This window comes from Gottfriedia endophytica, assembly GCF_017814275.1.
GTDB lineage: Bacteria > Bacillota > Bacilli > Bacillales > Bacillaceae_G > Gottfriedia > Gottfriedia endophytica.
In genome coordinates this window covers 21321-43720 of the sequence record NZ_JAGIYQ010000004.1, presented here as the reverse complement: position 1 = coordinate 43720, position 22400 = coordinate 21321, and the positions used below count along the sequence as shown (strand labels likewise).

The 22400-nt window shown below is 34.1% G+C and carries 21 protein-coding genes and 4 tRNA genes; all 25 read right to left on the bottom strand.

Annotated features, from left to right (window positions below; genetic code table 11):
- Positions 1–169 precede the first annotated feature (169 nt).
- Positions 170–1138 carry a 2-keto-3-deoxygluconate permease gene (locus J5Y03_RS06950; protein WP_245208803.1) on the bottom strand — a complete coding sequence of 323 codons (969 nt, stop codon included), beginning with the start codon at positions 1136–1138 and terminating at the stop codon, positions 170–172.
- Between the two features lie 655 nt (positions 1139–1793).
- The gene (gene nagZ / locus J5Y03_RS06945) at positions 1794–3533 is read right to left on the bottom strand and encodes a beta-N-acetylhexosaminidase (RefSeq protein WP_209403976.1); all 1740 of its coding nucleotides are present in this window, start codon (positions 3531–3533) and stop codon (positions 1794–1796) included.
- A gap of 108 nt (positions 3534–3641) precedes the next feature.
- Positions 3642–4061 carry a DUF6526 family protein gene (locus tag J5Y03_RS06940; protein WP_209403974.1) on the bottom strand — a complete coding sequence of 140 codons (420 nt, stop codon included), beginning with the start codon at positions 4059–4061 and terminating at the stop codon, positions 3642–3644.
- 561 nt (positions 4062–4622) lie between these two features.
- Positions 4623–5102, bottom strand: a complete 480-nt coding sequence (gene rlmH, locus J5Y03_RS06935) for a 23S rRNA (pseudouridine(1915)-N(3))-methyltransferase RlmH (RefSeq protein WP_209403972.1) — start codon at positions 5100–5102, stop codon at positions 4623–4625.
- A 59-nt stretch (positions 5103–5161) separates the two neighbouring features.
- On the bottom strand, positions 5162–5350 hold the full coding sequence (locus J5Y03_RS06930) for a CxxH/CxxC protein (RefSeq protein WP_209403970.1): 189 nt from the start codon (positions 5348–5350) through the stop codon (positions 5162–5164).
- Between the two features lie 84 nt (positions 5351–5434).
- A complete protein-coding gene (locus tag J5Y03_RS06925; protein ID WP_209403968.1) occupies positions 5435–6229 on the bottom strand; it encodes an MBL fold metallo-hydrolase in 795 nt (264 codons plus the stop codon).
- Between the two features lie 2 nt (positions 6230–6231).
- Positions 6232–7029: a two-component system regulatory protein YycI gene (locus J5Y03_RS06920; RefSeq protein ID WP_209403966.1), complete on the bottom strand. Its 798-nt coding sequence runs from the start codon at positions 7027–7029 to the stop codon at positions 6232–6234.
- Entirely contained in the window at positions 7016–8368 is a 1353-nt protein-coding gene (locus J5Y03_RS06915) for a YycH family regulatory protein (protein ID WP_209403964.1), read from the bottom strand. The genes J5Y03_RS06920 and J5Y03_RS06915 overlap by 14 nt, the downstream gene beginning before the upstream one ends.
- On the bottom strand, positions 8365–10188 hold the full coding sequence (gene walK / locus J5Y03_RS06910; protein WP_209404507.1) for a cell wall metabolism sensor histidine kinase WalK: 1824 nt from the start codon (positions 10186–10188) through the stop codon (positions 8365–8367). The genes J5Y03_RS06915 and walK overlap by 4 nt, the downstream gene beginning before the upstream one ends.
- A gap of 8 nt (positions 10189–10196) precedes the next feature.
- On the bottom strand, positions 10197–10901 hold the full coding sequence (gene yycF / locus J5Y03_RS06905; protein WP_209403962.1) for a response regulator YycF: 705 nt from the start codon (positions 10899–10901) through the stop codon (positions 10197–10199).
- Between the two features lie 546 nt (positions 10902–11447).
- Positions 11448–11520, bottom strand: a tRNA-Phe gene (locus tag J5Y03_RS06900).
- Positions 11521–11547: 27 nt separating this feature from the next.
- Positions 11548–11623: transfer RNA gene (locus J5Y03_RS06895), tRNA-Asp, on the bottom strand.
- Between the two features lie 15 nt (positions 11624–11638).
- Positions 11639–11710: transfer RNA gene (locus J5Y03_RS06890), tRNA-Glu, on the bottom strand.
- An 11-nt stretch (positions 11711–11721) separates the two neighbouring features.
- Positions 11722–11794, bottom strand: a tRNA-Lys gene (locus J5Y03_RS06885).
- Positions 11795–12167: 373 nt separating this feature from the next.
- Positions 12168–13457 (bottom strand): adenylosuccinate synthase, encoded by a 1290-nt coding sequence (locus J5Y03_RS06880; protein WP_209403960.1) that lies wholly within the window; start codon positions 13455–13457, stop codon positions 12168–12170.
- A 184-nt stretch (positions 13458–13641) separates the two neighbouring features.
- A complete protein-coding gene (dnaB, locus tag J5Y03_RS06875; protein ID WP_209403958.1) occupies positions 13642–15003 on the bottom strand; it encodes a replicative DNA helicase in 1362 nt (453 codons plus the stop codon).
- 26 nt (positions 15004–15029) lie between these two features.
- Positions 15030–15476 carry a 50S ribosomal protein L9 gene (gene rplI, locus J5Y03_RS06870; RefSeq protein ID WP_209403956.1) on the bottom strand — a complete coding sequence of 149 codons (447 nt, stop codon included), beginning with the start codon at positions 15474–15476 and terminating at the stop codon, positions 15030–15032.
- A complete protein-coding gene (locus J5Y03_RS06865) occupies positions 15473–17449 on the bottom strand; it encodes a DHH family phosphoesterase (RefSeq protein ID WP_209403954.1) in 1977 nt (658 codons plus the stop codon). The genes rplI and J5Y03_RS06865 overlap by 4 nt, the downstream gene beginning before the upstream one ends.
- 156 nt (positions 17450–17605) lie before the next feature.
- Entirely contained in the window at positions 17606–18532 is a 927-nt protein-coding gene (locus tag J5Y03_RS06860; RefSeq protein WP_209403952.1) for a YybS family protein, read from the bottom strand.
- A gap of 144 nt (positions 18533–18676) precedes the next feature.
- Positions 18677–18913, bottom strand: a complete 237-nt coding sequence (gene rpsR / locus J5Y03_RS06855) for a 30S ribosomal protein S18 (protein ID WP_209403950.1) — start codon at positions 18911–18913, stop codon at positions 18677–18679.
- 72 nt (positions 18914–18985) lie between these two features.
- Positions 18986–19468 (bottom strand): single-stranded DNA-binding protein, encoded by a 483-nt coding sequence (gene ssb / locus J5Y03_RS06850; RefSeq protein ID WP_209403948.1) that lies wholly within the window; start codon positions 19466–19468, stop codon positions 18986–18988.
- A gap of 31 nt (positions 19469–19499) precedes the next feature.
- Entirely contained in the window at positions 19500–19790 is a 291-nt protein-coding gene (rpsF, locus tag J5Y03_RS06845) for a 30S ribosomal protein S6 (RefSeq protein ID WP_209403947.1), read from the bottom strand.
- A 145-nt stretch (positions 19791–19935) separates the two neighbouring features.
- Positions 19936–21036 (bottom strand): redox-regulated ATPase YchF, encoded by a 1101-nt coding sequence (gene ychF, locus J5Y03_RS06840; protein ID WP_209403945.1) that lies wholly within the window; start codon positions 21034–21036, stop codon positions 19936–19938.
- A 169-nt stretch (positions 21037–21205) separates the two neighbouring features.
- On the bottom strand, positions 21206–21403 hold the full coding sequence (locus tag J5Y03_RS06835) for a DUF951 domain-containing protein (RefSeq protein ID WP_209403928.1): 198 nt from the start codon (positions 21401–21403) through the stop codon (positions 21206–21208).
- Between the two features lie 48 nt (positions 21404–21451).
- Positions 21452–22321: a mechanosensitive ion channel family protein gene (locus tag J5Y03_RS06830; RefSeq protein WP_245208801.1), complete on the bottom strand. Its 870-nt coding sequence runs from the start codon at positions 22319–22321 to the stop codon at positions 21452–21454.
- Positions 22322–22400: the final 79 nt, after the last annotated feature.

Genomic DNA, 22400 nt, shown 5'->3' with positions numbered 1-22400 from the left:
ATAAAATTTTCCTTATCCCACTAGTTTTTTTAACTTAATGACCCTTTTTTGTAACTAAACAAAGCAGACAGTGAAACCGCTGGCTGCTTTGTCTTTGTTTCATTTTCAAATTGGCTTACAAGCTTCAGCAGCATGATGGCCAGGATAACAGTAGATTTTTACTTTATTGTCATGCTGCACTTGAAATTGGTTTTTTAGCTTTTTTCTTTTCGGACATTTTAAATGCATAATTAACAATAATCGGACAGACTATTGCGGATATTACACATGCAGCTGCAACTTGTGCAGTAGCTCCTGGTGCTATATGAGCTAAGGTTGGATCTGCTGCTGCAACAACAGCTGGTGTAGCTACAGCATTTCCTGCAGTTGACCCTGTTGCTAAACCAACGATAGGATTTTCTTTAAATAACTTCAAAAGTAAGTAAGCTCCAATTCCAGTGAATGCGGCTATTAATCCTAGTAATATGCCAGGACCTCCCGCTTTTATAATCGTTGAAAGATTCATTCCTGCACCTAATGGGAATGAGAAGAATGGGATTAATAATAATTTACTGCTTCCAAGGAACTTTCTCATATCAGGATCAATATTTCCTAAAATCATTCCTATTACGATTGGAATTAATACTCCTACAAGTGTTTGAAAAGGAATTGTAGCAAGGCCAGATGCACCTAATGCAACTAATGTGAAAAATGGACCATCTTTTAAAGAAAATAAAGCATATGCGCCTACATCAGTTTCGTCACCATACTGTGAAGCAAGAGATGCATATAATCCACCATTAGCATTTAATAACGCTGCAAGGATGGCTAATGGTGATAATCCTAGTATTCCGGCAGGCCCAAAAATCGCTGCTACAGTTAAACCTATACCAGCACCCACTATAAATTTTCCTGTTAATAATATTGCACCTTTTTTTAATGCCTTTGGTGCTAATTTGAAATTAATTTGTGAACCAATTAAAAACATAAAACATGCCAAAATGGTAGATGATGCTTCTTTACTAAATAATGCCGTTGTAAAACTTCCAATTTTTAAAAATTGCGGGAAAAAGGTATTCGTTAATACTCCTAAAAAAAGCGGAACAACCATAAGACCACCTGGAATTTTATCAAGCGTTTTCTTAATTGGAATTTGCATTTTTACCCCTCCTAAAATAGTTTTATAATCTCGAATGAATCCATTATTTTACCAATTGCTCCAACAATTTCAGAAAGCGGTTCCAATTTTCTTGCATGTTGTACTATGTTTTAATCTCCCTTTTGTTTTGTTACCTGTCTATCATATTCGGATGAAAACCGTTTTCATAGTTTATGAAAGTTTAATAATCCTTTTTGTAAATAAAAAAAGTAAGCAGTTTCAAAAACTCCTTACTTTTTTTATTAGGTGATGGTGTTGCCTATGCGATTAAGAAATTTATCTTGTAAAAATTAACTTAGTACGATCTTTTATCTGGGTCCGGAGCAATTTCGGGCGTTTTATATTCTATGTAAAAACTTTTGAAAACCTTAGCTTTTTATTGCAGGGAGAGTTAATCCATGTATTCAAAAAGATTTTTTTGTATCTGTAATTTTAAAAGTGTCTTTCCAATACTTAAAAAAGACAATCCCCCGTATAATTGTGTAAGGAGGGATTGTCAAATTAGGCTTAGTATTTAAGATTTGAAAGCATTTTTTCTTGGCTTTACCTCAGTCGCTATAATCCATCCTTGGTATAAGATTTTCCTCTTTCAAATCCTTGCCAATTACTTGCTAATAGTATGAACTCCTCAAATTTTCTCTCTTGGCATTTCCTTTTATTTTACATACTCAGCTAGGAGATTGGTAATCGCTTGGTTCATCTCACCAATATTTACATTTCGCACATTCTTATTGATAATTCCATATTTCCTTTTTAACTTCATAATTCTGCTGACACTGTCATTAATTCTTTGTTCCGATATTTCTCCTTTTTGAACAGCACTTTTTATGGAAGCAATGGTTCCGACTATTTTGTTATAATCATGTGCCACTAAAATGATATCACTACCAGCTTTGACAGAATCTACTGCAGCCTGGCCTATGTTAAAATGGTCCGTTACGGCCTTCATGGTCATGTCATCCGTAATCACAACACCATTGAATGCAAATCGTTTTCTAAGGATATCCGTGATGATCTTTTGGGACATCGAAGCTGGATAATTGGCATCAAGTTTTGGCAGTAAGATATGCGCTACCATAACCACATCGGCCCCATTATCGATGGCACGCTCAAAAGGGATTAATTCCAATTTTTTTAGTTCCGTCAGATTTTTATTGACGATTGGCAGTTCGAGATGGGAATCAACCGATGTATCTCCATGCCCCGGAAAATGCTTAATCGTTGCGATGATATTTTGCGACTGAATCCCTTTCATGGTTTGCATGCCAAGTTTACTGACAACGTCCGGATTTTTTCCAAATGACCTATCCCCTATTACTGGATTGTTCGGATTGCTGTTGACATCAAGAACTGGTGCGAAATCAAGATTGAAGCCAAATCCTTTTAACTCCTTGCCTAAAATAGTTCCCACTTTATAAGAAAACTGGGAATTATTTATGGATCCAATCTCTTTATTGGTTGGGAATTTCTTAACTCCTCCAGGCAGCCTGGAAATACGTCCACCTTCTTGGTCCACACTTAACAATAGTGGTAAAGGATTGGGAGTATTATCATTCTTTAATTGATTCAATAGTTGAACGGTTTGCACTGGATTTACTAGATTTTCAGGGTAAAAAATGATCCCTCCAACTTTGTATTTCGTGATTAAATTTTTTGACTGTGTATCTTCTTTTGTACCAGAAATACCAGCAATAATCATCTGCCCAATTTTCTCATCTAAACTCATTCCGGAAAGGAGATCCGCAATTCTCTTTTGTTGGTCTGATTGGCTTTTCACTTGGGTATAGACAGAAATATGATCCACTTTTGGATTCGGTTCCTGGCCGGTTGGTTTTGGTAATATCCATTTTAAATCCGTTGTAGAGTTTACATGATAAACAAGAATGATTTGGCTATGGGATTGATCTTGGTAGTACCGTACCTCGTCAGGTTCGCCGCCTGCCTTCTTGATTTCATTTAATGGAATGGTCTGTAATTCCGAATCATAAGACCTAATATCGTTCGCGATTTCTCCAAGAAACCCCACGACTACACGGTGCTGTGGATATTCTTCGTACATCCCACTTGAAGTTTTCGCCATTTGGTTCGGCTTTCCCCATCGATTCGTTATGTCCATTTCTTCGGTCTTACCGGAAATGAAAGGAGAATTGACTACCTTACCTTCCTTAGAAAGTGAAAAGGTGTTAAGTATCAAGGTCTCTGGATTCGATGTATGAACTTCACTTGAATCGGATGGTTGATTCTTAGTTGGGGGTGTTGTATTGTGAGTTTCCTTAGTTGGCTGCTTCTCACCTCGGTCCCCGACGAAAAAATAATAGCCAACTACTAGAATAAGGATGAGGATGAGAATCGAAAAAACAATTGGTTTCAAAACGGAAGTACGTCGTTTACTCATACCATAAATCCTTTCCCCGGCTTTACTTGTATTTACAATTTCAATTGATTATTGAACTTATTAACCATTCCGCTCACTTCGTCAAACGATCGTCATCCTTTTTTACTACTATATTCTATAATAATCTACCTTCCAATTCGTAATCTGTTTCTTAATTTCATCGGGACTCAGATTTTCTGAAACAGCCTTTTCGCTTAAGGCTGGAAGCTCGGCATCACTTGCAAAGCGAAGGGCGATAATTTGGCCCATTGTTAGTTTTTCATCCAGCAATTTTCCTGTCAAAACATAATTTCGCAGATTCTCCTCTGCTCTAATTGCGCGATCCTGAGCCTTTAAAGGGTACTGGCGAATTAAGATATATATGATGACCAAAATCACAACGATGGCCAATATGAGGATAGACGTTAAATCGAATCCATTTTTGAACATAAAAATAATGGCTGCTACTAAGGTAAATAATAAAAATAGTAAAAGGATAATATGAAAAAGCGGATCCATTCTCCTATGATTCTTATAATTTTGATTCATACGCGTTCCTCCTAAAATTGTTTTTTCACTCCCATTTAAAGGTATAACTAGCCACCACAAAGGCTGTGATTAACCAGCCGCTTTAAATGCTCCGTAGTTTTTTGAAAGTCCTTATACATCAATAATCGCATTCTGTAAAAACTTAAGATAGTCCCCCTTTTTACTTAATATATTCCTAATCGTAATCGTATAATACAGAAAATGAAAGGGCTAAGTTACGGGGACGGTTCTCCTGGCTTTTTGAGCAGAAAAGCTATTTTACATCAATAAAGATTATATGCATGCCCCAAATCATTTGAAAACTAGAGTGGAAGTGGGGATTGGCAATGGTCAGCAAATAAATCAAAAAGCTGTCTAAATGATCATTTTTTAATATGATTTTTTGGTCGGATTTATTTTATAAATATTTTCTGCACTCCAAGTTAACGTCAAACAAGGCAACCAAAGATTGGTAGGAATTATTAGCCCTTTATAGATAAGCACCCAAAAAAGATGCTATTTTTTATAGCACCTTTGTCTTCTTTGGGAATATATTGGGGGGATTATTACAAAAATCCGCCTCTATTTATGATACGGTTCATTCCGATTAATCCGAAAAGCCCTATAAATCTGCTCCACCAAAATCAATCTCATTAATTGATGCGGAAATGTCATCTTCGAAAAAGATAGTGTTTCATCTGCCCTTTTCATAACAGAATCACTTAGGCCAAGTGATCCTCCTATCACAAAAGCCACTTTACTGTTTCCATATGTAGCAAGCTGATCCATACGTTTTGCTAATGACTCGGATGAGTGCATTTTTCCATCGATCGCTAAAGCAATCACATATGTATCATCTGAAATCTTTCCAAGAATTCTTTCTCCCTCTTTTTCCTTCACAATAACCATATCTGCATCACTTAAGTTTTCTGGTGCTTTTTCATCTGGAACTTCTATTATTTCTACTTTCGCATAACTCGAAAGCCTCTTTATATATTCTTCAATTCCTTGCTTTAAGTACTTCTCTTTCAGTTTTCCAACGCTTACTATTAAGATATTCACAATGTATCCTCACTTTACGAACAAGTTATTCACAAAAGTTATCCACATATTCACAAAATCTATCCACATTTAGTAGGCGAATCTGTGTTCGACACAATATATATGGCCTTATTTTGACAATATTCACAGGTTGTGGATAGTTTATTTGCATCTTCGACATTATTCAACACTGGTACTTGATTATACTTATCCACATAATCATCTAATGCAAATTCAACATGCTCCAAGCAACTATATATCTCTTTCATTTTACTCTTTTTCCTCCAAACGTATTAATCTATTTTAATGTTATAAAAAAAGAGGAATCAGTGTAGATTCCTCCCTTCAAACCTTTAAATGTAAACAAGTTCAGTTGGTTTCTTTGGATCAGTATTATGAATTGTAAACTGATTATTTACACCTAATTCTTTGCTTTCTAACACTTGAGTAACAGTCATTTTTGCTAGTTCTTTCATGTTATTATCCTGGCTCAAATGAGCTAAATAAATTCGTTTTGTATTTTCACCAATTACATCAGCCATCGCAAGTGCAGCATCTTCGTTAGAAACATGTCCAACGTCGCTTAGAATTCTTCTTTTAATATTCCATGGATATTTTCCCATTCTTAGCATGTCTACATCGTGGTTACTTTCAAAAACGTACATATCCGCATTTTTAATAGTCCCCTTCATCCGATCGCTAACATAACCAGTATCTGTAATTGTAACTATTTTCTTTCCTTCGTGATGAAATACGTAAAACATTGGTTCTGCAGCATCATGTGAAACTCCAAAAGACTCGACCTCTAAATCACCAAATGTATGAGTAGTTTCCATATTAAATATAAATTTTTGGTCAGTAGGCACTTCTCCAATTAGTGAATTCATCGCTCTCCAAGTTTTTTCATTTGCATAAATTGGGACTTGGTATTTTCTTGCGAGAACACCAAGCCCTTTAATATGATCACTATGCTCATGTGTGACGAGGATACCAGATACTTCTTTGATATCCCTATTAATTTCTTTAAATAAAGCTTCCATCGCTTTACCGCTCAATCCTACGTCAACAAGAAGTTTCGTTTGATCAGTACCAACGTATACCGCATTTCCTGTACTTCCACTTGCAAGTACACTAAAATGCAAACTCATTCTTATCCACTCCATTGATTTGAATCTACTTTTATAACTTGTCCTTCTATTGCATTTACAAAATAGTCGTCTTTATCATTTACAACCAAATGCCAAGCTGGTGCTAATACTTTCACGCCTGTTGATAATGGAATGATCGTATAGTAACCAAAATCAACTTTCGTTATCCTATCTCCAGGATTTAGCTCATCTTTCACATACATATTTTCAATTGCCTTAATTGCTGGTAAAACTTCCTGAACTTTTTGCTTATCAACTACTTCCTTTAAACCTTCAAGGTAGCGTTGTTTGTATGAGACAATTTCATTTTGATCATTATATTTTAACTCAATAAACGAATTATTTATATTATAGACCATTCGATTTTTGTATGTTTGACATAAATAGACAGTTTTCGTTGCATCATTTACCTTACAAAATTTATACCGATCCCCATTCCATACATATTCCTTTGCAAAATTCTCAAAGAAAAATGCTTTATTCGCTGCAGGAATTAAAACTGGATGAATTAAAGTACCATTAATCACTTCATCATAGATGTCGATTGTTTGATCCTTTAATTTGCCGATTTCATTTAAATCAAACTTTTTACTTTTTCCAGCAATATAGGATTCTTTTAAAGAATTCTTCGGTAAACTAACATACGTAATATCATTGGCCTTTAATTGGTCTTCGATACTTGATTCAGCTATAACATCTAATTGAGAGCTACTTCTCTTTTCATAGAACTGAAAGGCTAGGAAAAGATCTAATACTAAAAAAGTAAAAATAAATATTGTTTTTATTCTACTCCAATCCAACAATCTTCACCCCAGTTCGGCTGAGTAGATTTTGTTCAACCTTTTTATATGAATTATCATATTTAATAACCCAAACAGGCTGAAGCTGAATCGCACTATTTCGATAAAACTGATTCGGCATAGTGTCATCAGAATTATTATAAACTGTTTCATACCCTATAAATATCCCACTAATTAATGATTTATTAATCATTTTATCTTGATCAATTAAGTTCATTAAATCATCTCCCGAGAGAAGATTTACGCTATTTTCTTCCTTATCTACTTTAATTCCAAGCTTATAAAGAGGGCGTTTAAAAGTCGATAAATCATCTCTTCCCCACTGGGTTGAAATAGTTGCGTTCGTAAAGACAGGTAGATTATTTACGAAAAGTCGAAAACCAATTTGATCGTTCATTAGGTTAATATCCGTCAAATAATAACGATCTGTCCATCCACCATGACCATTAATAAAATCAACACTTCTTTGAATTAGTGAATCTGCATTTTCGTTTGAGTTTCCGGTACTCGTTGGATTTACAAACGTAATTGACCTATTAAATTGGGAAACTGTCATTAATCGCGTACCATCAGTATACGTATCTCCCGACTCACTATTTTCATTTCGGACATTGGTTGGATCAATAAAAATGGCATCTTTTAATTTATCAACTGGTACATCTGTTGTTAAAAACTCGATTGTATTTAACGTTTTACTTTTAATTGGTAGGTAAACTGTCTTACCATTTACAAGTTTATATCCTTTGTATGATTCAAATTTATCATTGCTCTCATCTATTTTGCTTATCGAATTTTGAAAAGACGCTATATCGATTCTCCCTTGATAAACCAATTTTAAGTTATTATTAACAAAATAAATGTTTGCTATTGAATGTGATACTCTTGAAAAATCAATGATTATTCTATCAAAAGAGATATTATCTACTCGTTTTGTATCAACTCTTAATACTCTTTTAAGTGTTTCTATTGGAACAGTGGCTGGAAATAGATATTCCAGCCGATCATTTGCTGTAGTTAAATTTTCATATGCTGCTTCACTAATTTGGTTTGAAATATTTTTCATATCAGTTATTTGATTTTTTTGTAGTAACCGATATAAATAATAAATTTCATCTTCTTTATTTGTTACTAGATGTTTGCCATCGGTGTGATAAATTAATTCATACGGAACAATGATATCATTGTAATCTTCCTTCGAACCAATTGAAACATTTTGTACATAATCTTGTTTTGGTATTAAGTCATACGCAGGTTGATAGGACCAAAGACTATATGAAAGAACTAGGCTAATAATTACTAAGGTTGTCAAAACAATTGATTTTATGTGTTCCTTATTCATCCCCAACCATCCTCTTGGTCATCTACCACTGGTAAAGTGAAATAAACTGTTGTTCCTTTACCTTCTTCACTTTTTGCCCAAATATGTCCATCATGTGCATAAATCATTTCCTTGGCAATGGCAAGACCTAAGCCTGTACCACCTAGCTTTCTAGATCTAGCCTTATCAACTCGATAAAAACGATCAAAAATCTTTTTAATATTTTCTTTCGGTATACCTACACCTTCATCACTTATACTTACTAATATTTGATCTCTTGACTCTTTTATCCTGTAGGTAACCGTTCCACCTTCAGGCGAGTACTTTAAAGCATTTGAAATCATATTATCCAACACTTGTGTAATTTTATCCTCATCAATAAATACAAATCTTTCTTTATTGATAAATGTTCGTTTAAATGTAACATTTTGTGACTTACTCATTTCAAAACGATCGATAATCCGATTAAATAACTCAGTAAAGTTAACCCAATCTTTCATCAAACGGTATTCAGTACTGTCTAGCTTTGAAAGTTGTAATAAGTCATTTACTAACCGAATCATTCGCTCAGTTTCATCTTGTGTTACTTGTAAAAATTTTGGAGCAATCTCTTTATCTTCCCAAGCTCCATCTGTTAAAGCTTCTAGATAGCTTCTCATTGTTGTAAGAGGTGTACGTAGTTCATGTGACACGTTTGCAACAAATTCCCGACGCTCTTGATCAATTTTCTCTTGTTCAGTTACGTCATATAATACAGCAATTAACCCATTCACTTTACCAGTATCCTTTTGAATCGTAGAAAAACTAGTTTTTATAATAAAATTTTTATTTGGTTCACTAAAATCAAGTAGTACATCGTCCGGTTCTTCATATAAATCATCTAGAGAGTATTTATCCGTGATACCTAGAACATCCAAAATTGACTGATTTAAGACTGTTTCACGTGAAACATTTAATAAATCTTCTGCCCAGTCGTTTAATAAGATGATTTTTCCTCTTCGATCTGTTGCTATAACTCCATCTGTCATATGCTCTAGAACAGATGATAATTTTCTTCTTTCTCCTTCAGTCGAAGCTCTGGCTTGTTGTAAATTTCTTGATAAATTATTAAATGAAATAGTCAGTTCACCAATTTCATCATTTCCATATGCTTTTAATTTACGAGAAAAATTTCCTTTTGCCATTTCTTGAGCTTGCTTTCGAATTTCTGTAATTGGTTTTGTTATTGCACTAGCCAGTAAAATTCCTAAAACGGACGTAATTGTAATTGCAATAATAGTACCTGTTGAAAAAATTTGATTAATAAGCTGCATTGAGTTATACGTACTCTCCATCGAAGAACTCAATTTGATCGCAGCAATAACCTCTCCATCAGCCTCAACTGGTAATACAATAATTCTCATTCTATGTCCATTTTTAGGGTCTATTAACGTTTTCTCTGTTTTCAAATTAACTAACAAGGCTCTTTTTATTAAAATATCAGTAGTGCGTTTCCCTACAATCAATTGATCGTTAGGATCTGAAGTAGCAATCACTTCACTATTTTGATTAATTACTTTTACTTCTGAGTCACTAGTTTTTGAAAAATCGTTAACAAGATTTTGAATACTTGCTTGTATTTCGGGATCATCTAGTGTTTGTTTCTTCTCATATTCATTCTTTATATTATACGTTAGCAAATTAGCTCGTTCATTTAAGGAAACTGAAAAGTTATTAACGAGTTGTTTTTCAAGTTCTCTAACAAAATAAACACTAATTATCTGCATTGCAACTAAAATTAGGAGTATATAAACTAAAACAAACTTAAATTTAATTGATCTAAATAAGTTTACTTTCTTTATCCTAACCATTAATCCTGCTCCGGATCACGTAGATAATAACCTACCCCTCTTCTCGTTACAATAAATAATGGATAACTAGGATTATCTTCAATCTTTTCCCTTAAACGTCTAATTGTTACATCCACTGTTCGAACATCACCAAAATAATCATATCCCCAAACAGTTTGTAGTAAATGTTCGCGAGTCATAACTTGTCCAATATGTTTTGCCAAGTAATAAAGCAATTCAAACTCTCGATGTGTTAATTCTATTTTTTCTCCTCTTTTTGTAACAACATAGGCATTAGGATTGATTAAGAGTGTACCAATTTCGATATCTACATTTTCTTCTTTTTCAGCAGCTCCGCCTGCTTGGTGTCTTCTTAAGTTGGCTTTTACCCTCGCTAGAAGCTCACGAGTACTAAATGGTTTTGTAACGTAATCATCTGCACCCATTTCAAGACCTAAAACTTTATCTAATTCAGAATCCTTAGCAGTAATCATTATGATTGGCATTTCATGAGTTTTTCGGATTTCTCTACACACTTCTAATCCATCTCGTATAGGTAGCATAATATCCAATAGAACAATGTCTGGATTAACTTCCCCTACTTTTTGTAGTGCTTCATCCCCATCGTATGCACAGTAAGTTTCATAACCTTCTTTTTCTAAGTTAAACTTTAATATATCTGCAATAGGCTTTTCATCATCCACAATTAAGATTTTTTTATTCATTCTCCTCACTCCTCTAGATATCTGTCTTCTATTTAAATTTCCGTGTTCTTTAACATTCTCTATTTAAACTAACAATTTATGACTATATACGTAGTTTTATCTAAAAGTGAAAAATTAGGCAATAGAATCCAATTTTTTATTTTTATATAGCTGTTTTCGTATACATTGTTCCTATTTTAGAATGCGTCAGTTGATTACAAATCTCATAACCAACAATCTTTTAGAAAAGCGCCTTTTTATTCCCTTTATTTATAAATTTCTACAGGTTATATAAACCTCCTTGAAGAACCCATAAATTATTGTTAAAAAACCTCTAGCTTGTTGCTAGAGGCACTTTCCTATCTTTATTTTAAATTAACATGTATAGTTTGTAAAATATACTTACACTAATAAATCTCTATCCTAAATTGGTTGATAGAACATATTCCTAAATTTTACCCGTTTACACTCTTATACAATTCAACCTTTTTATGATTATATCACTACATTGACAACCATTTAGAATATGAAAAAAAAGATATCTCATTCAATATGAGATATCTTTTATGGCTCGGGACGGAATCGAACCGCCGACACGAGGATTTTCAGTCCTCTGCTCTACCGACTGAGCTACCGAGCCTTTTTAACCAAATTACTTATATGTAAATGGCGGTCCCGACCGGGATCGAACCGGCGATCTCCTGCGTGACAGGCAGGCATGTTAACCGCTACACCACGGGACCATATTAAGTTAAGAATGACCCGTACGGGATTCGAACCCGTGTTACCGCCGTGAAAGGGCGGTGTCTTAACCGCTTGACCAACGGGCCATAATAAATGATGAGCCATGAAGGATTCGAACCTTCGACCCTCTGATTAAAAGTCAGATGCTCTACCTACTGAGCTAATGGCTCATAATAGTAACTTATGTATTCGACAATATGTCTCATAAAGTTAAAAATTATTCTTAACAACGACAAGATTTATCATAACATGAACTATATAATTTGCACAATACTTTTTTTAAAAAAATTATTCATTTTTTTATTTTAACTATATTTTTGTTACACTACATTTTGATCTTTCAAGATAATCCGCTCCTTTTCCACGCACTAACTGTTAATCCTCCGCGCCCTAAAGGGGGATTCAGCCCGTTTTATCGCAGGAGTGTCACGGGATTCCCGATTTAATCAAATTGCCTAAAAAACCCCATTCAAATAGATCAGCACAAGATAAAATAAACCTCTTTTACTAAAACTCCTTTAGTAAAAGAGGTTTTACTTTTAATTAGCCACCGTATACATTACGAACAATATTTGTTTGGTTACGATCTGGTCCTACTGAGAATACAGATAATGGAATTCCTACTAATTGAGATACACGCTCAACATAATGACGTGCATTTACAGGAAGTTCATCTAATGTTTTCATACTTGTAATATCCTCTGTCCAACCTGGAAGCTCTTCATAAACAGGTTCACATTTTGATAATTGTTTTAAACTTGCTGGGAATTCTGTAATTACTTCACCATTCAATTTATAAGCAACACAAATTTTTACTGTTTCTAAACCAGTTAACACGTCAATTGAGTTTAGTGATAAATCCGTAATACCACTTACTCGTTTAGCATGGCGAACTACTACGCTATCAAACCAACCAACACGTCTAGGTCTACCAGTTGTTGTACCATATTCACGTCCAACTTCACGTATTTGATGTCCAATTTCATCATGTAATTCAGTAGGGAAAGCTCCTTCTCCAACGCGAGAAGTGTAAGCTTTACACACACCTACAACATGCTTAATTTTTGTTGGTCCTACACCAGAACCGATTGTTACACCACCAGCAACTGGGTTAGATGAAGTAACGAAAGGATACGTTCCTTGGTCGATGTCTAACATAACACCTTGAGCACCTTCAAATAGAACACGACGTCCTTCATCGATTGCGTCATTTAATACTACTGACGTATCACACACATACTTTTTAATTTGTTGTCCAACTTCATAGTATTCTTCAAAAATTTGTTCAAGATCAAGTGGCTCTGAATCATACATTTTAACAAACATATGATTTTTTTCTTCTAAGTTACGTTTTAACTGAATATAAAATTCTTCTTTATCTAATAAATCAGCCATGCGAATACCAGTGCGAGCTGCTTTATCCATATAAGCAGGTCCAATACCTTTTTTCGTAGTACCGATTTTATTGTCGCCTTTTCTTTCTTCTTCTAGCTCATCTTGTTTTAAATGATAAGGAAGAATAACGTGTGCGCGATTACTAATACGTAAGTTATCAGTTGTTACACCTTTTTCATGTAAGTAAGCAAGTTCTTGAACTAATGCTTTTGGATCAACAACCATTCCGTTCCCTATTACACAAATTTTTTCTGGGAAGAAAATACCTGATGGAATTAAATGTAATTTATACTTTTCACCGTGGAATACAATTGTATGTCCAGCATTGTTTCCACCTTGATATCTAGCAACTACCTCTGCTTGCTGAGATAAAAAGTCTGTAATTTTACCTTTACCTTCGTCTCCCCATTGTGAACCTACTACTACTACTGATGACATTGTGTTGCACCTCCGAAATATATTACGGTTTTTTCCGAACTAAAAACAAGATTAGTATATCAAACTTACGGTATTTGTCAATAAAACACTCTAATTTTGAGGATAAAATCCTAATTCCATTCGTAATTTATACTTTTTATGACAAAATAAAATCACATAGAAGAATATCCTATGTGATTTATTATTATGCAGATGGTGCATGTTCATCCGTAAATCGTCGTTCAAGATTAACGAATTTATTATATTCTTTTACGAAGGCAAGCTGTACAGTTCCTACTGGACCATTCCTTTGCTTTGCAATGATGATTTCTATGATATTTTTACTCTCTGACTCTTTATCATAATAATCATCGCGGTAAAGGAAAGCTACAATATCAGCATCCTGCTCAATACTTCCAGATTCACGTATATCGGACATCATTGGACGCTTATCTTGACGTGACTCAACACTACGAGAAAGCTGTGACAGGGCAATTAAAGGTACTTTTAACTCCCTTGCTAATTGCTTTAGTGATCGAGAGATTTCTGATACCTCCTGTTGACGGTTCTCTCCACCTCGACCATTCCCTTGAATTAACTGTAAATAATCAATCAAGATCATTCCTAAACCATGTTCTTGCTTTAATCGACGACACTTCGAACGAATTTCATTTACGCGAATTCCAGGTGTATCATCGATATAGATACCTGTGCCAGCTAAACTACTAGCTGCCATTGTGAGTTTATTCCAATCCTCTTGTTCAAGTGAACCAGTACGTAACTTTTGTGCATTGATATTACCTTCTGCGCAAAGCATACGCATAACGAGCTGATCTGCTCCCATCTCTAAACTAAAGATCGCTACATTTTCGCTCGTTTTCGTTGCAACATTTTGTGCTATATTCAGAGCAAATGCAGTTTTACCTACTGAAGGTCTGGCAGCAACGATAATTAAATCATTCGGTTGAAAGCCAGCAGTCATTTTATCTAGCTCTGTAAATCCAGTTGGGATACCTGTAATTTCACCTCTACTGCTATAAAGCTGTTCGATCTTTCCAAACGTTTGAAACACTACATCTTTAATGTTCTGGAATCCAGAAACATTTTTACGTTGAGAAACTTCTAATATCTTCTTTTCGGCGTCATCTAATAACACATCTACTGTATCTTCTGATGAATAGGCATCAGTAGCAATGCCTGTAGCAGTTCGAATTAGCCTTCTTAATACCGCTTTTTCTTCAACAATTTTTGCGTAATAATCTACGTTTGAAGCAGTTGGAACCGATGCTAGCAAATCATTTAAGTAGGATACTCCACCTACTTCTTCAAGCACTCCACGGTTTGCCAGCTCAGAAGTTATTGTGATGACATCTAGTGGCTCATTTTTTGAAGAAAGTGTTAGCATTGACTCATAAATTTTTTGATGAGCTGCTCGATAAAAATCCTCAGGCATTAAGCGTTCAGAAGTTGGAATAAGGGAGTCTGAATCTAACAGTATCGCTCCGATAACAGCTTGTTCTGCTTCTATATTTTGAGGCGGAGTACGATCAGTAAATAAATCACTCATTTGTTATATCCCCCCAACTTATACTTTTATTGTTCCTTAACATGTACCTTTAATGTTGCAGTCACTTCATGATGCAATTTTACTTTAATGTTTGTCACTCCCAAACCGCGAATTGCATCATTCATTTCAAATTTACGTTTATCTAATTTAATTCCATGAGCTTTTTGTAATTCGTCCGCAATTTGCTTACTAGTAATTGAGCCAAATAAACGACCACCTTCACCAGACTTAGCTTTTAGTTCAACTGTAAGTTGCTCGATTTTATTTTTTAATTCTTTACTATTTTCTAGTTCGATTTCAGCATCTTTTGCTTCTTTTTTCTTTTTAGCATCTAACGTTTTCATATTTCCTTCTGTTGCTTCAATAGCATAACCATTTTTTATTAGAAAATTATGAGCATAGCCATCTGATACATTTTTAACTTCTCCTAGTTTACCTTTACCTTTTACGTCTTTTAAGAAAATTACTTTCATTGTATGGTTCCTCCTTCAAGATATTGATCTATATTTTCGATTAATTTTAATTCTACTTCTTTTATAGTCATATTTTCAATTTGTGTAGCTGCATTTGTCAAATGTCCCCCACCACCAAGTGATTCCATGATTAGTTGGACATTTACATCTCCTAGCGATCGGCTACTAATACTAATTACATTATCGCTTCTTTTTGCAATTACGAATGATGCAACCACATCAGTCATTGATAACAATGTATCTGCTGCTTGGGCAATTAACACTTGACTATACTCTTCATCCGCTGACGCATGTGAAATTGCGATACCATTTTTATAAATATAAGCCTCTTCAATTAATTCAGCTCGTTTGATAAACTGCTTCATATCTTGCTTCAATAGTTTTTGTACTAATATTGTATCAGCACCATTTGACCTTAGATAAGAAGCTGCATCAAATGTTCTTGCACCTGTTCGGAAGGTGAAACTTTTTGTATCAACTATTATGCCTGCTAATAAGGCTGTCGCTTCAATCATACTTAAATTAACTTTTTTTGGTTGATATTCGAGTAGTTCCGTCACTAATTCCGCTGTAGACGATGCGTATGGCTCCATATAAACGAGAATAGCATCCTTAATAAAATCCTCTCCTCGCCTATGATGATCAATTACAACAATTTTATCTGTTTTTTGTAAAAGAGCTTCCTCTGTCACCATAGATGGCCTATGCGTGTCTACAATTATAATTAATGTATCATCAGTAATAAGTTCTTCCGCTTGCTCTGGAGAAATGAAACTAGACATGATCGTTTCATTTTTTTGCATTTCTTTCATTAACCCTTGAACACCTTTATCAATATCGCTATGGTCAACGACAATATAACCAGGTACTTCATTATGTTGTACCATTTTTAATACACCAACTGCCGAACCGATCGCATCCATGTCAGGCATTTTATGGCCCATAACGATGACATTCACACTACTTTTCATTAAATCTCTTAAAGCATGTGAAATAACTCTTGCTCTAACTCTCGTTCGTTTCTCAATTGGATTTGTTTTCCCACCAAAAAACTTAACTTTACCATTAACATTTTTTACTGTTACTTGGTCTCCACCTCTACCTAAAGCTAAATCTAAACCCGATTGAGCAAGTTGACCTAACTCAGGTAAGCTTGTCATCCCAACTCCTACTCCAATACTAAGGGTAATAGGAAGATTTTTCTTAGTTGTTTCTTCACGTACTGTATCAAGAATTGAAAATTTATTTTTTTCAAGCTCAGCTAATATACCCTCGTTTAAAACTCCATAAAGTCGATCAGAAGAAACCCTACGTAGAAAAATCCCATATTGGTTTGCCCAATTATTTAAAATCGTCGTTACCGTTCCATTGATACTCGATCTTTCCTGGTCATCAAGACCTTGAGTAATTTCATCGTAATTATCTAATAAAATTCCTGAAATAACAGTTCTTTGATCCTCATAAAGTTTTTCTAACTGTGCTTGCTCAGTTACATCAAAGAAATAAATAACTTGTTCCTCTCTTCGTAAAATAACTCGGTAAGTATGTTTATTGATTAACAAGACATCTTCTTTCTTTTCCTGTTGTGTAACAAGCGTCATTAGTCCTTCAGATACATCAAACAGATGTTTTCCATTCAAATTAAGACTGTCAATTCTATCTAAAATATACTGATTTCCCCATTGAATTTGGTACTCTTTGTTGTAAATAAGTACCCCAATTGGCATCTCAGTTATCGCTTCATTATTTAAGTTTTTTACTCTTGCCGTAATTGATTTTATATAAAGCTCCAACTTATTTTTATATGTCCATTCTATTCGAATAACAAAATATAAGATGCAAAGAAAAATTAGAATAAATAGGAACCCTAGCAAAGGATAAATATAAGTGATTACTCCAATTAACAGAATAGACAAGGCAAGTAATAGATAAACAGGTATAAGAAACGTTTGTTTCTTATGAAAATCTTGCATACATTCAGCTCCTACACCAAATAAGTAATTTCGAATTACTTATTTAAGATTAACACTAATACAAAATACTTTATTATGAATTAAAAGGTGAGTTAAAAAAAACTGATATACATTAAAAATAAACCTTTGACTAATTTGTATGTAGAATTATCATTTTTATTTTCTAATGCGAGAGTTAAAGCCCATACCAATTATTCCAATTAAACTTACAATAAATAAGGCGTTAGGAATTAAAAGACACATAATAAGAATAATGATTGGAATCGCTTTAGAAAGCTGCCGTGAATAACAAAAATTAAAAATTACAGCAAATCCTTGAATGACTAGTGCAATTTCCAATAGGTAACTTATATTTAATATCGCTAACGAGAAGAAGCTTCCAGGTTGAGATTTAAAAAATGATAAAATAAATACTGCAAAAAATACCCAAACAAATCCTAATGGTAACTTAAATTCTCTAAACGGTTTAAATATCGGGACATTGAACCCCAATCTTTTTATTAAAGGGAATGTTAAAACTTGAGTTAAAAGCGACAAAAGAAAGCTACACATTAACAATAAAGTTGGTAACATGCTTGGAATCAGTTTTATGACCATTTTAAATTGATCTAGACTAGCTTTATTTGAATTTAATCCCAAACCTGCCGAGATCGATTGCGATTGCTTAATCGCCTCATTCATTGAGTTAGTAATTTCTTTTACAAAATCTATATTGAAAAATAGTTTTGCAAGCGAGTATATAAGTACAATATGTATTAAATATAAAAAAGTACTTGAGAGTAAAATTTCTTCTTTTGACCTTTTTTTATTAATTAAATAGCCGATCAAAATACCAACAGTAGAAAACATAAACGTGGTTGGAAGAATTGAAACTGATGAGATAATAACCGTTAAACCTAAGGCACACGCACAAATAATGAATGATTCTTTCAATGTATATTTAATACTGAAAAGGATAAATGGTAAAGGCATAATAAAAGTTAATATTAACGAAAGAAAAGGGATATATCTATACGCTAATATAAGTACAGAATAGATCGCTAATAAAATAGCACCTTCTGTAACTAGTCGTGTATTTTTCAAAGTACATCTCCTTTCTATAACTTGTTACCAAGATTTATTCTATCTATATATTTTACCATAAATAATAAAAAAAAATTAGATACTGCTATTTTGTCCTCTCCACTAAAAAAAGCACAGCAATAATTCGCTGTGCTTTAATAATAATTATTCAGCAACGTATGGTAATAAAGCCATTTGACGAGCGCGTTTGATTGCGATCGTTAATTTACGTTGGTATTTAGCTGAAGTACCAGTTACACGACGAGGTAAAATTTTACCACGTTCTGATACAAAGCGTTTTAATAATTCTACGTCTTTGAAATCGATGATTGTAATGCCGTTAGCTGTAAAGTAACATACTTTACGACGTTTAGCACGTCCACCTTTGCGTCCAAATGCCATTTTATTTCCCTCCTTTATTGTTTAAATCAGTTTCACGTAATGTGTACCGAACAACATTACGAACTATATTCATCAGAAAGGAAGATCGTCGTCAGTGATATCAATCGTTTTCCCTGATCCACCAAATGGATCATCGTTTGTACTTGGTTTGAACGGTTCATCAAATGGAGATCCAGTGTTAAAACCTTGGTTCGAAGGATTTGCACCAAACGAACCACCTTGGTTAGCAGCTGCATTTCTAGGTTCTAAGAATTGAACGGAATCTGCAACAATTTCTGTTACATAAACACGTTTCCCATCTTGACCTTCATAATTTCTAGTTTGAATACGTCCTTCTACGCCAGCTAAACTACCTTTTTTAAGGAAATTTGCTACGTTTTCAGCAGGTTTTCTCCAAACAACACAGTTAATAAAATCTGCATCACGGTCACCTTGCTGATTTGAGAAGGTACGGTTAACCGCTAGAGTAAATGTCGCAACTGCTACTCCATTTGGAGTATAACGTAAATCTGGTTCTTTTGTTAGACGACCTACAAGCACAACACGATTAATCATCTGACTCTTACCTCCCTATTGTAATTCAAAATTATTTTGCTTCTTCTCTAACTACGATATGGCGAATGATATCTTCGCTGATTTTCGCTAAACGATCGAATTCTTGTACTGCTTCTGGTTTAGAAGTTACGTTTACAAGCATGTATTGACCATCACGGAAATCGTTAATTTCATAAGCTAAACGACGTTTACCCCACTCTTTAACGTTCGTGATTTCAGCACCTTGCTCAGTTAATACATTGTTAAAACGCTCAACTAATGCTTTTTGTGCTTCCTCTTCAATGTTTGGACGAATGATGTACATAATTTCGTATTTATTCATCACAATTCACCTCCTTTTGGACTAACGGCCCTTATTTAAGGGCAAGGAGCAATTATTTTAATTACTCACGAGTCAAAATTATAACATAGGGACGAGTTTTAATCAACCCGTCCCTAAGAATAGTTTAAATTTACTTTTTATTAACTTACACGTTAAAACGGAAATGCATAACATCGCCATCTTGTACAATGTATTCTTTTCCTTCTAAACGCACTTTACCTGCTTCTTTTGCAGCTGGCATTGAACCATAAGTAGAAAGGTCTTCAAATGAAACTGTTTCAGCACGGATAAATCCACGTTCGAAGTCAGTATGAATTACACCTGCACATTGAGGAGCTTTCATTCCTTGTCTAAATGTCCAAGCTCTAACTTCCTGAACACCAGCAGTAAAATAAGTTGCTAGTCCAAGAAGATGGTATGCCGCACGAATTAACTGATCCAATCCTGATTCAGCAATTCCTAATTCTTCTAAGAATACTCTTTTTTCTTCTTCGTCTAATTCAGAAATTTCTTCTTCAATTTTAGCACAGATAACGATTACTTCAGAATTTTCATCTTTCGCAAATTCTTTTACTTTTTGAACATATTCGTTTTCAGAAGGATCAACGATATCATCTTCTCCAACGTTAGCAACATACAGCATTGGCTTAGATGTTAATAAGTGTAAACCTTTTACAACCTTCATTTGCTCTTCCGTAAATTCAACAGATCGAGCTGGTTTCCCATTTTCGAAAGCTTCTTTTAGAGGTGCTAAAATTTCATATTCATATAAAGCATCTTTATCTTTTTGCTTAGCTAATTTTGCAACACGATCAATACGTTTATCAACTGATTCAAGGTCAGCTAAAATTAACTCTAAATTAATTGTTTCAATATCAGAAAGTGGATCAACTTTCCCAGAAACGTGTGTAATATTATCATCAGCAAAACAACGAACAACCTGACAAATTGCATCTACTTGACGAATGTGAGAAAGGAATTTATTTCCTAATCCTTCACCTTTACTTGCACCCTTTACAATACCTGCGATGTCTGTAAATTCAAAAGTTGTAGGGACAGTCTTTTTAGGTTGAACAAGTTCAGTTAGTTTTTGTAAACGAAAATCAGGAACTTCTACTACACCTACGTTTGGATCTATTGTACAGAATGGGTAGTTTGCAGACTCTGCACCTGCTTGAGTAATTGCGTTAAAAAGAGTTGATTTACCAACGTTTGGTAAACCTACAATACCTGCCGTTAATGCCATAAAATTCACTCCTATACGTTCTAATCAATCTTCCACAATTATAGTTACTCTTAGGAAAAATAACAAGCAAATTACGATAACTCATCTGTTTTAAAATAAAAAAATCCTTTATGCATTTACATAAAGGATGATAAATTCAAACGAATTTCAATAGGCATTTTATCCGCTTTTATTCTTCTGCTTTAACAAGAATTTTTTTCATTTTTCTTTCAAACTCTCTGCGAGGAATTAAGACGCTGTGTCCACAGCCTTCACATTTTAACCTAATATCCATCCCCATTCGAATAATTTTCCATTTATTCTCTCCACAAGGATGTGCTTTTTTCATTTGGACGATATCGTTTAAATTAAATTCCTTATTCTCCATACAATTCCTCTCTCTTCTTAAACTGAATGACGGTCATGTATTCTTTTATTATTGTTGGTTATATAATACCATTTTTGGAAAGGAAATTTCTATGTTATTTGCCTCCAACACTTCCTTAATTTCCTTACGAATTGCTCTAGATATTTTAAACTGAGTCATTGGTTTCACTTCAGATGTAATTCGAAGTGTCACACCTGCGGGACCTAAATTTTGCACTCCTAAAAATTTAGGTGTATCTACCATTTCCTCGTATTGTTTAGGCATTGTTTCTAAATGGGCTTCAATTACTTGCTGGGCATGCTCAATGTCACCCTCATAAGTAATATTAAAGTCAATAATCGCAATTGCATTGTTTAGTGAGAAATTCGTAACCTCGGTTATTAATCCATTTTGGATAATATGCAGTTCACCTGTAGACGCGCGAACTTTTGTTGTTCTTAAACCGATTTCTTTTACAGTTCCTTCAAAGTTTTGTATTCTCACAAAATCTCCTACAGAAAATTGATCTTCAAATAAGATAAAGAAGCCAGAAATAATATCTTTCACTAAGCTTTGTGCACCAAAACCAAGTGCAACTCCACCTACTCCTGCCCCAACTAGTAATCCTTTAATTTCAACATGAAATATCGGCAAAATCGAAATAACTGCGATAAAGAATACTACATAAACTAAAACACTTTCCAATAACTTCACTAAAGTCAAAGAGCGTCTTTCAGAAACCTGCAAAGGACCACGAACCTGGACTTTTAATACTTTTCTAATTACTTTTTTTCCATATTTTATCGCTAATATTGCACCGATAATAATCAATGCAATTCGAATCGTTGCGGATAATAATATACTCCATTCATTTTCAGAAATGATATATTTATCAATGAATGTTTGAATATCCTTTCCGTTAATCATATTCATATTCATTTTTGAATTCTTTCCTTTCACTTTATATGATAAAAATATATTTTTGGCTAATCAAATTAATATAAAGATAGATTCACCA

Excerpts from the sequence above, each read along its gene's own strand:
- J5Y03_RS06950 (WP_245208803.1), bottom strand. The coding sequence starts at position 1,138 with ATGCAAATTCCAATTAAGAAAACGCTTGATAAAATTCCAGGTGGTCTT.
- nagZ (WP_209403976.1), bottom strand. The coding sequence starts at position 3,533 with ATGAGTAAACGACGTACTTCCGTTTTGAAACCAATTGTTTTTTCGATT.
- J5Y03_RS06940 (WP_209403974.1), bottom strand. The coding sequence starts at position 4,061 with ATGAATCAAAATTATAAGAATCATAGGAGAATGGATCCGCTTTTTCAT.
- J5Y03_RS06930 (WP_209403970.1), bottom strand. The coding sequence starts at position 5,350 with ATGAAAGAGATATATAGTTGCTTGGAGCATGTTGAATTTGCATTAGAT.
- J5Y03_RS06925 (WP_209403968.1), bottom strand. The coding sequence starts at position 6,229 with ATGAGTTTGCATTTTAGTGTACTTGCAAGTGGAAGTACAGGAAATGCG.
- J5Y03_RS06915 (WP_209403964.1), bottom strand. The coding sequence starts at position 8,368 with ATGAATAAGGAACACATAAAATCAATTGTTTTGACAACCTTAGTAATT.
- yycF (WP_209403962.1), bottom strand. The coding sequence starts at position 10,901 with ATGAATAAAAAAATCTTAATTGTGGATGATGAAAAGCCTATTGCAGAT.
- J5Y03_RS06880 (WP_209403960.1), bottom strand. The coding sequence starts at position 13,457 with ATGTCATCAGTAGTAGTAGTAGGTTCACAATGGGGAGACGAAGGTAAA.
- dnaB (WP_209403958.1), bottom strand. The coding sequence starts at position 15,003 with ATGAGTGATTTATTTACTGATCGTACTCCGCCTCAAAATATAGAAGCA.
- rplI (WP_209403956.1), bottom strand. The coding sequence starts at position 15,476 with ATGAAAGTAATTTTCTTAAAAGACGTAAAAGGTAAAGGTAAACTAGGA.
- J5Y03_RS06865 (WP_209403954.1), bottom strand. The coding sequence starts at position 17,449 with ATGCAAGATTTTCATAAGAAACAAACGTTTCTTATACCTGTTTATCTA.
- rpsR (WP_209403950.1), bottom strand. The coding sequence starts at position 18,913 with ATGGCATTTGGACGCAAAGGTGGACGTGCTAAACGTCGTAAAGTATGT.
- ssb (WP_209403948.1), bottom strand. The coding sequence starts at position 19,468 with ATGATTAATCGTGTTGTGCTTGTAGGTCGTCTAACAAAAGAACCAGAT.
- rpsF (WP_209403947.1), bottom strand. The coding sequence starts at position 19,790 with ATGAATAAATACGAAATTATGTACATCATTCGTCCAAACATTGAAGAG.
- ychF (WP_209403945.1), bottom strand. The coding sequence starts at position 21,036 with ATGGCATTAACGGCAGGTATTGTAGGTTTACCAAACGTTGGTAAATCA.
- J5Y03_RS06835 (WP_209403928.1), bottom strand. The coding sequence starts at position 21,403 with ATGGAGAATAAGGAATTTAATTTAAACGATATCGTCCAAATGAAAAAA.
- J5Y03_RS06830 (WP_245208801.1), bottom strand. The coding sequence starts at position 22,321 with ATGAATATGAATATGATTAACGGAAAGGATATTCAAACATTCATTGAT.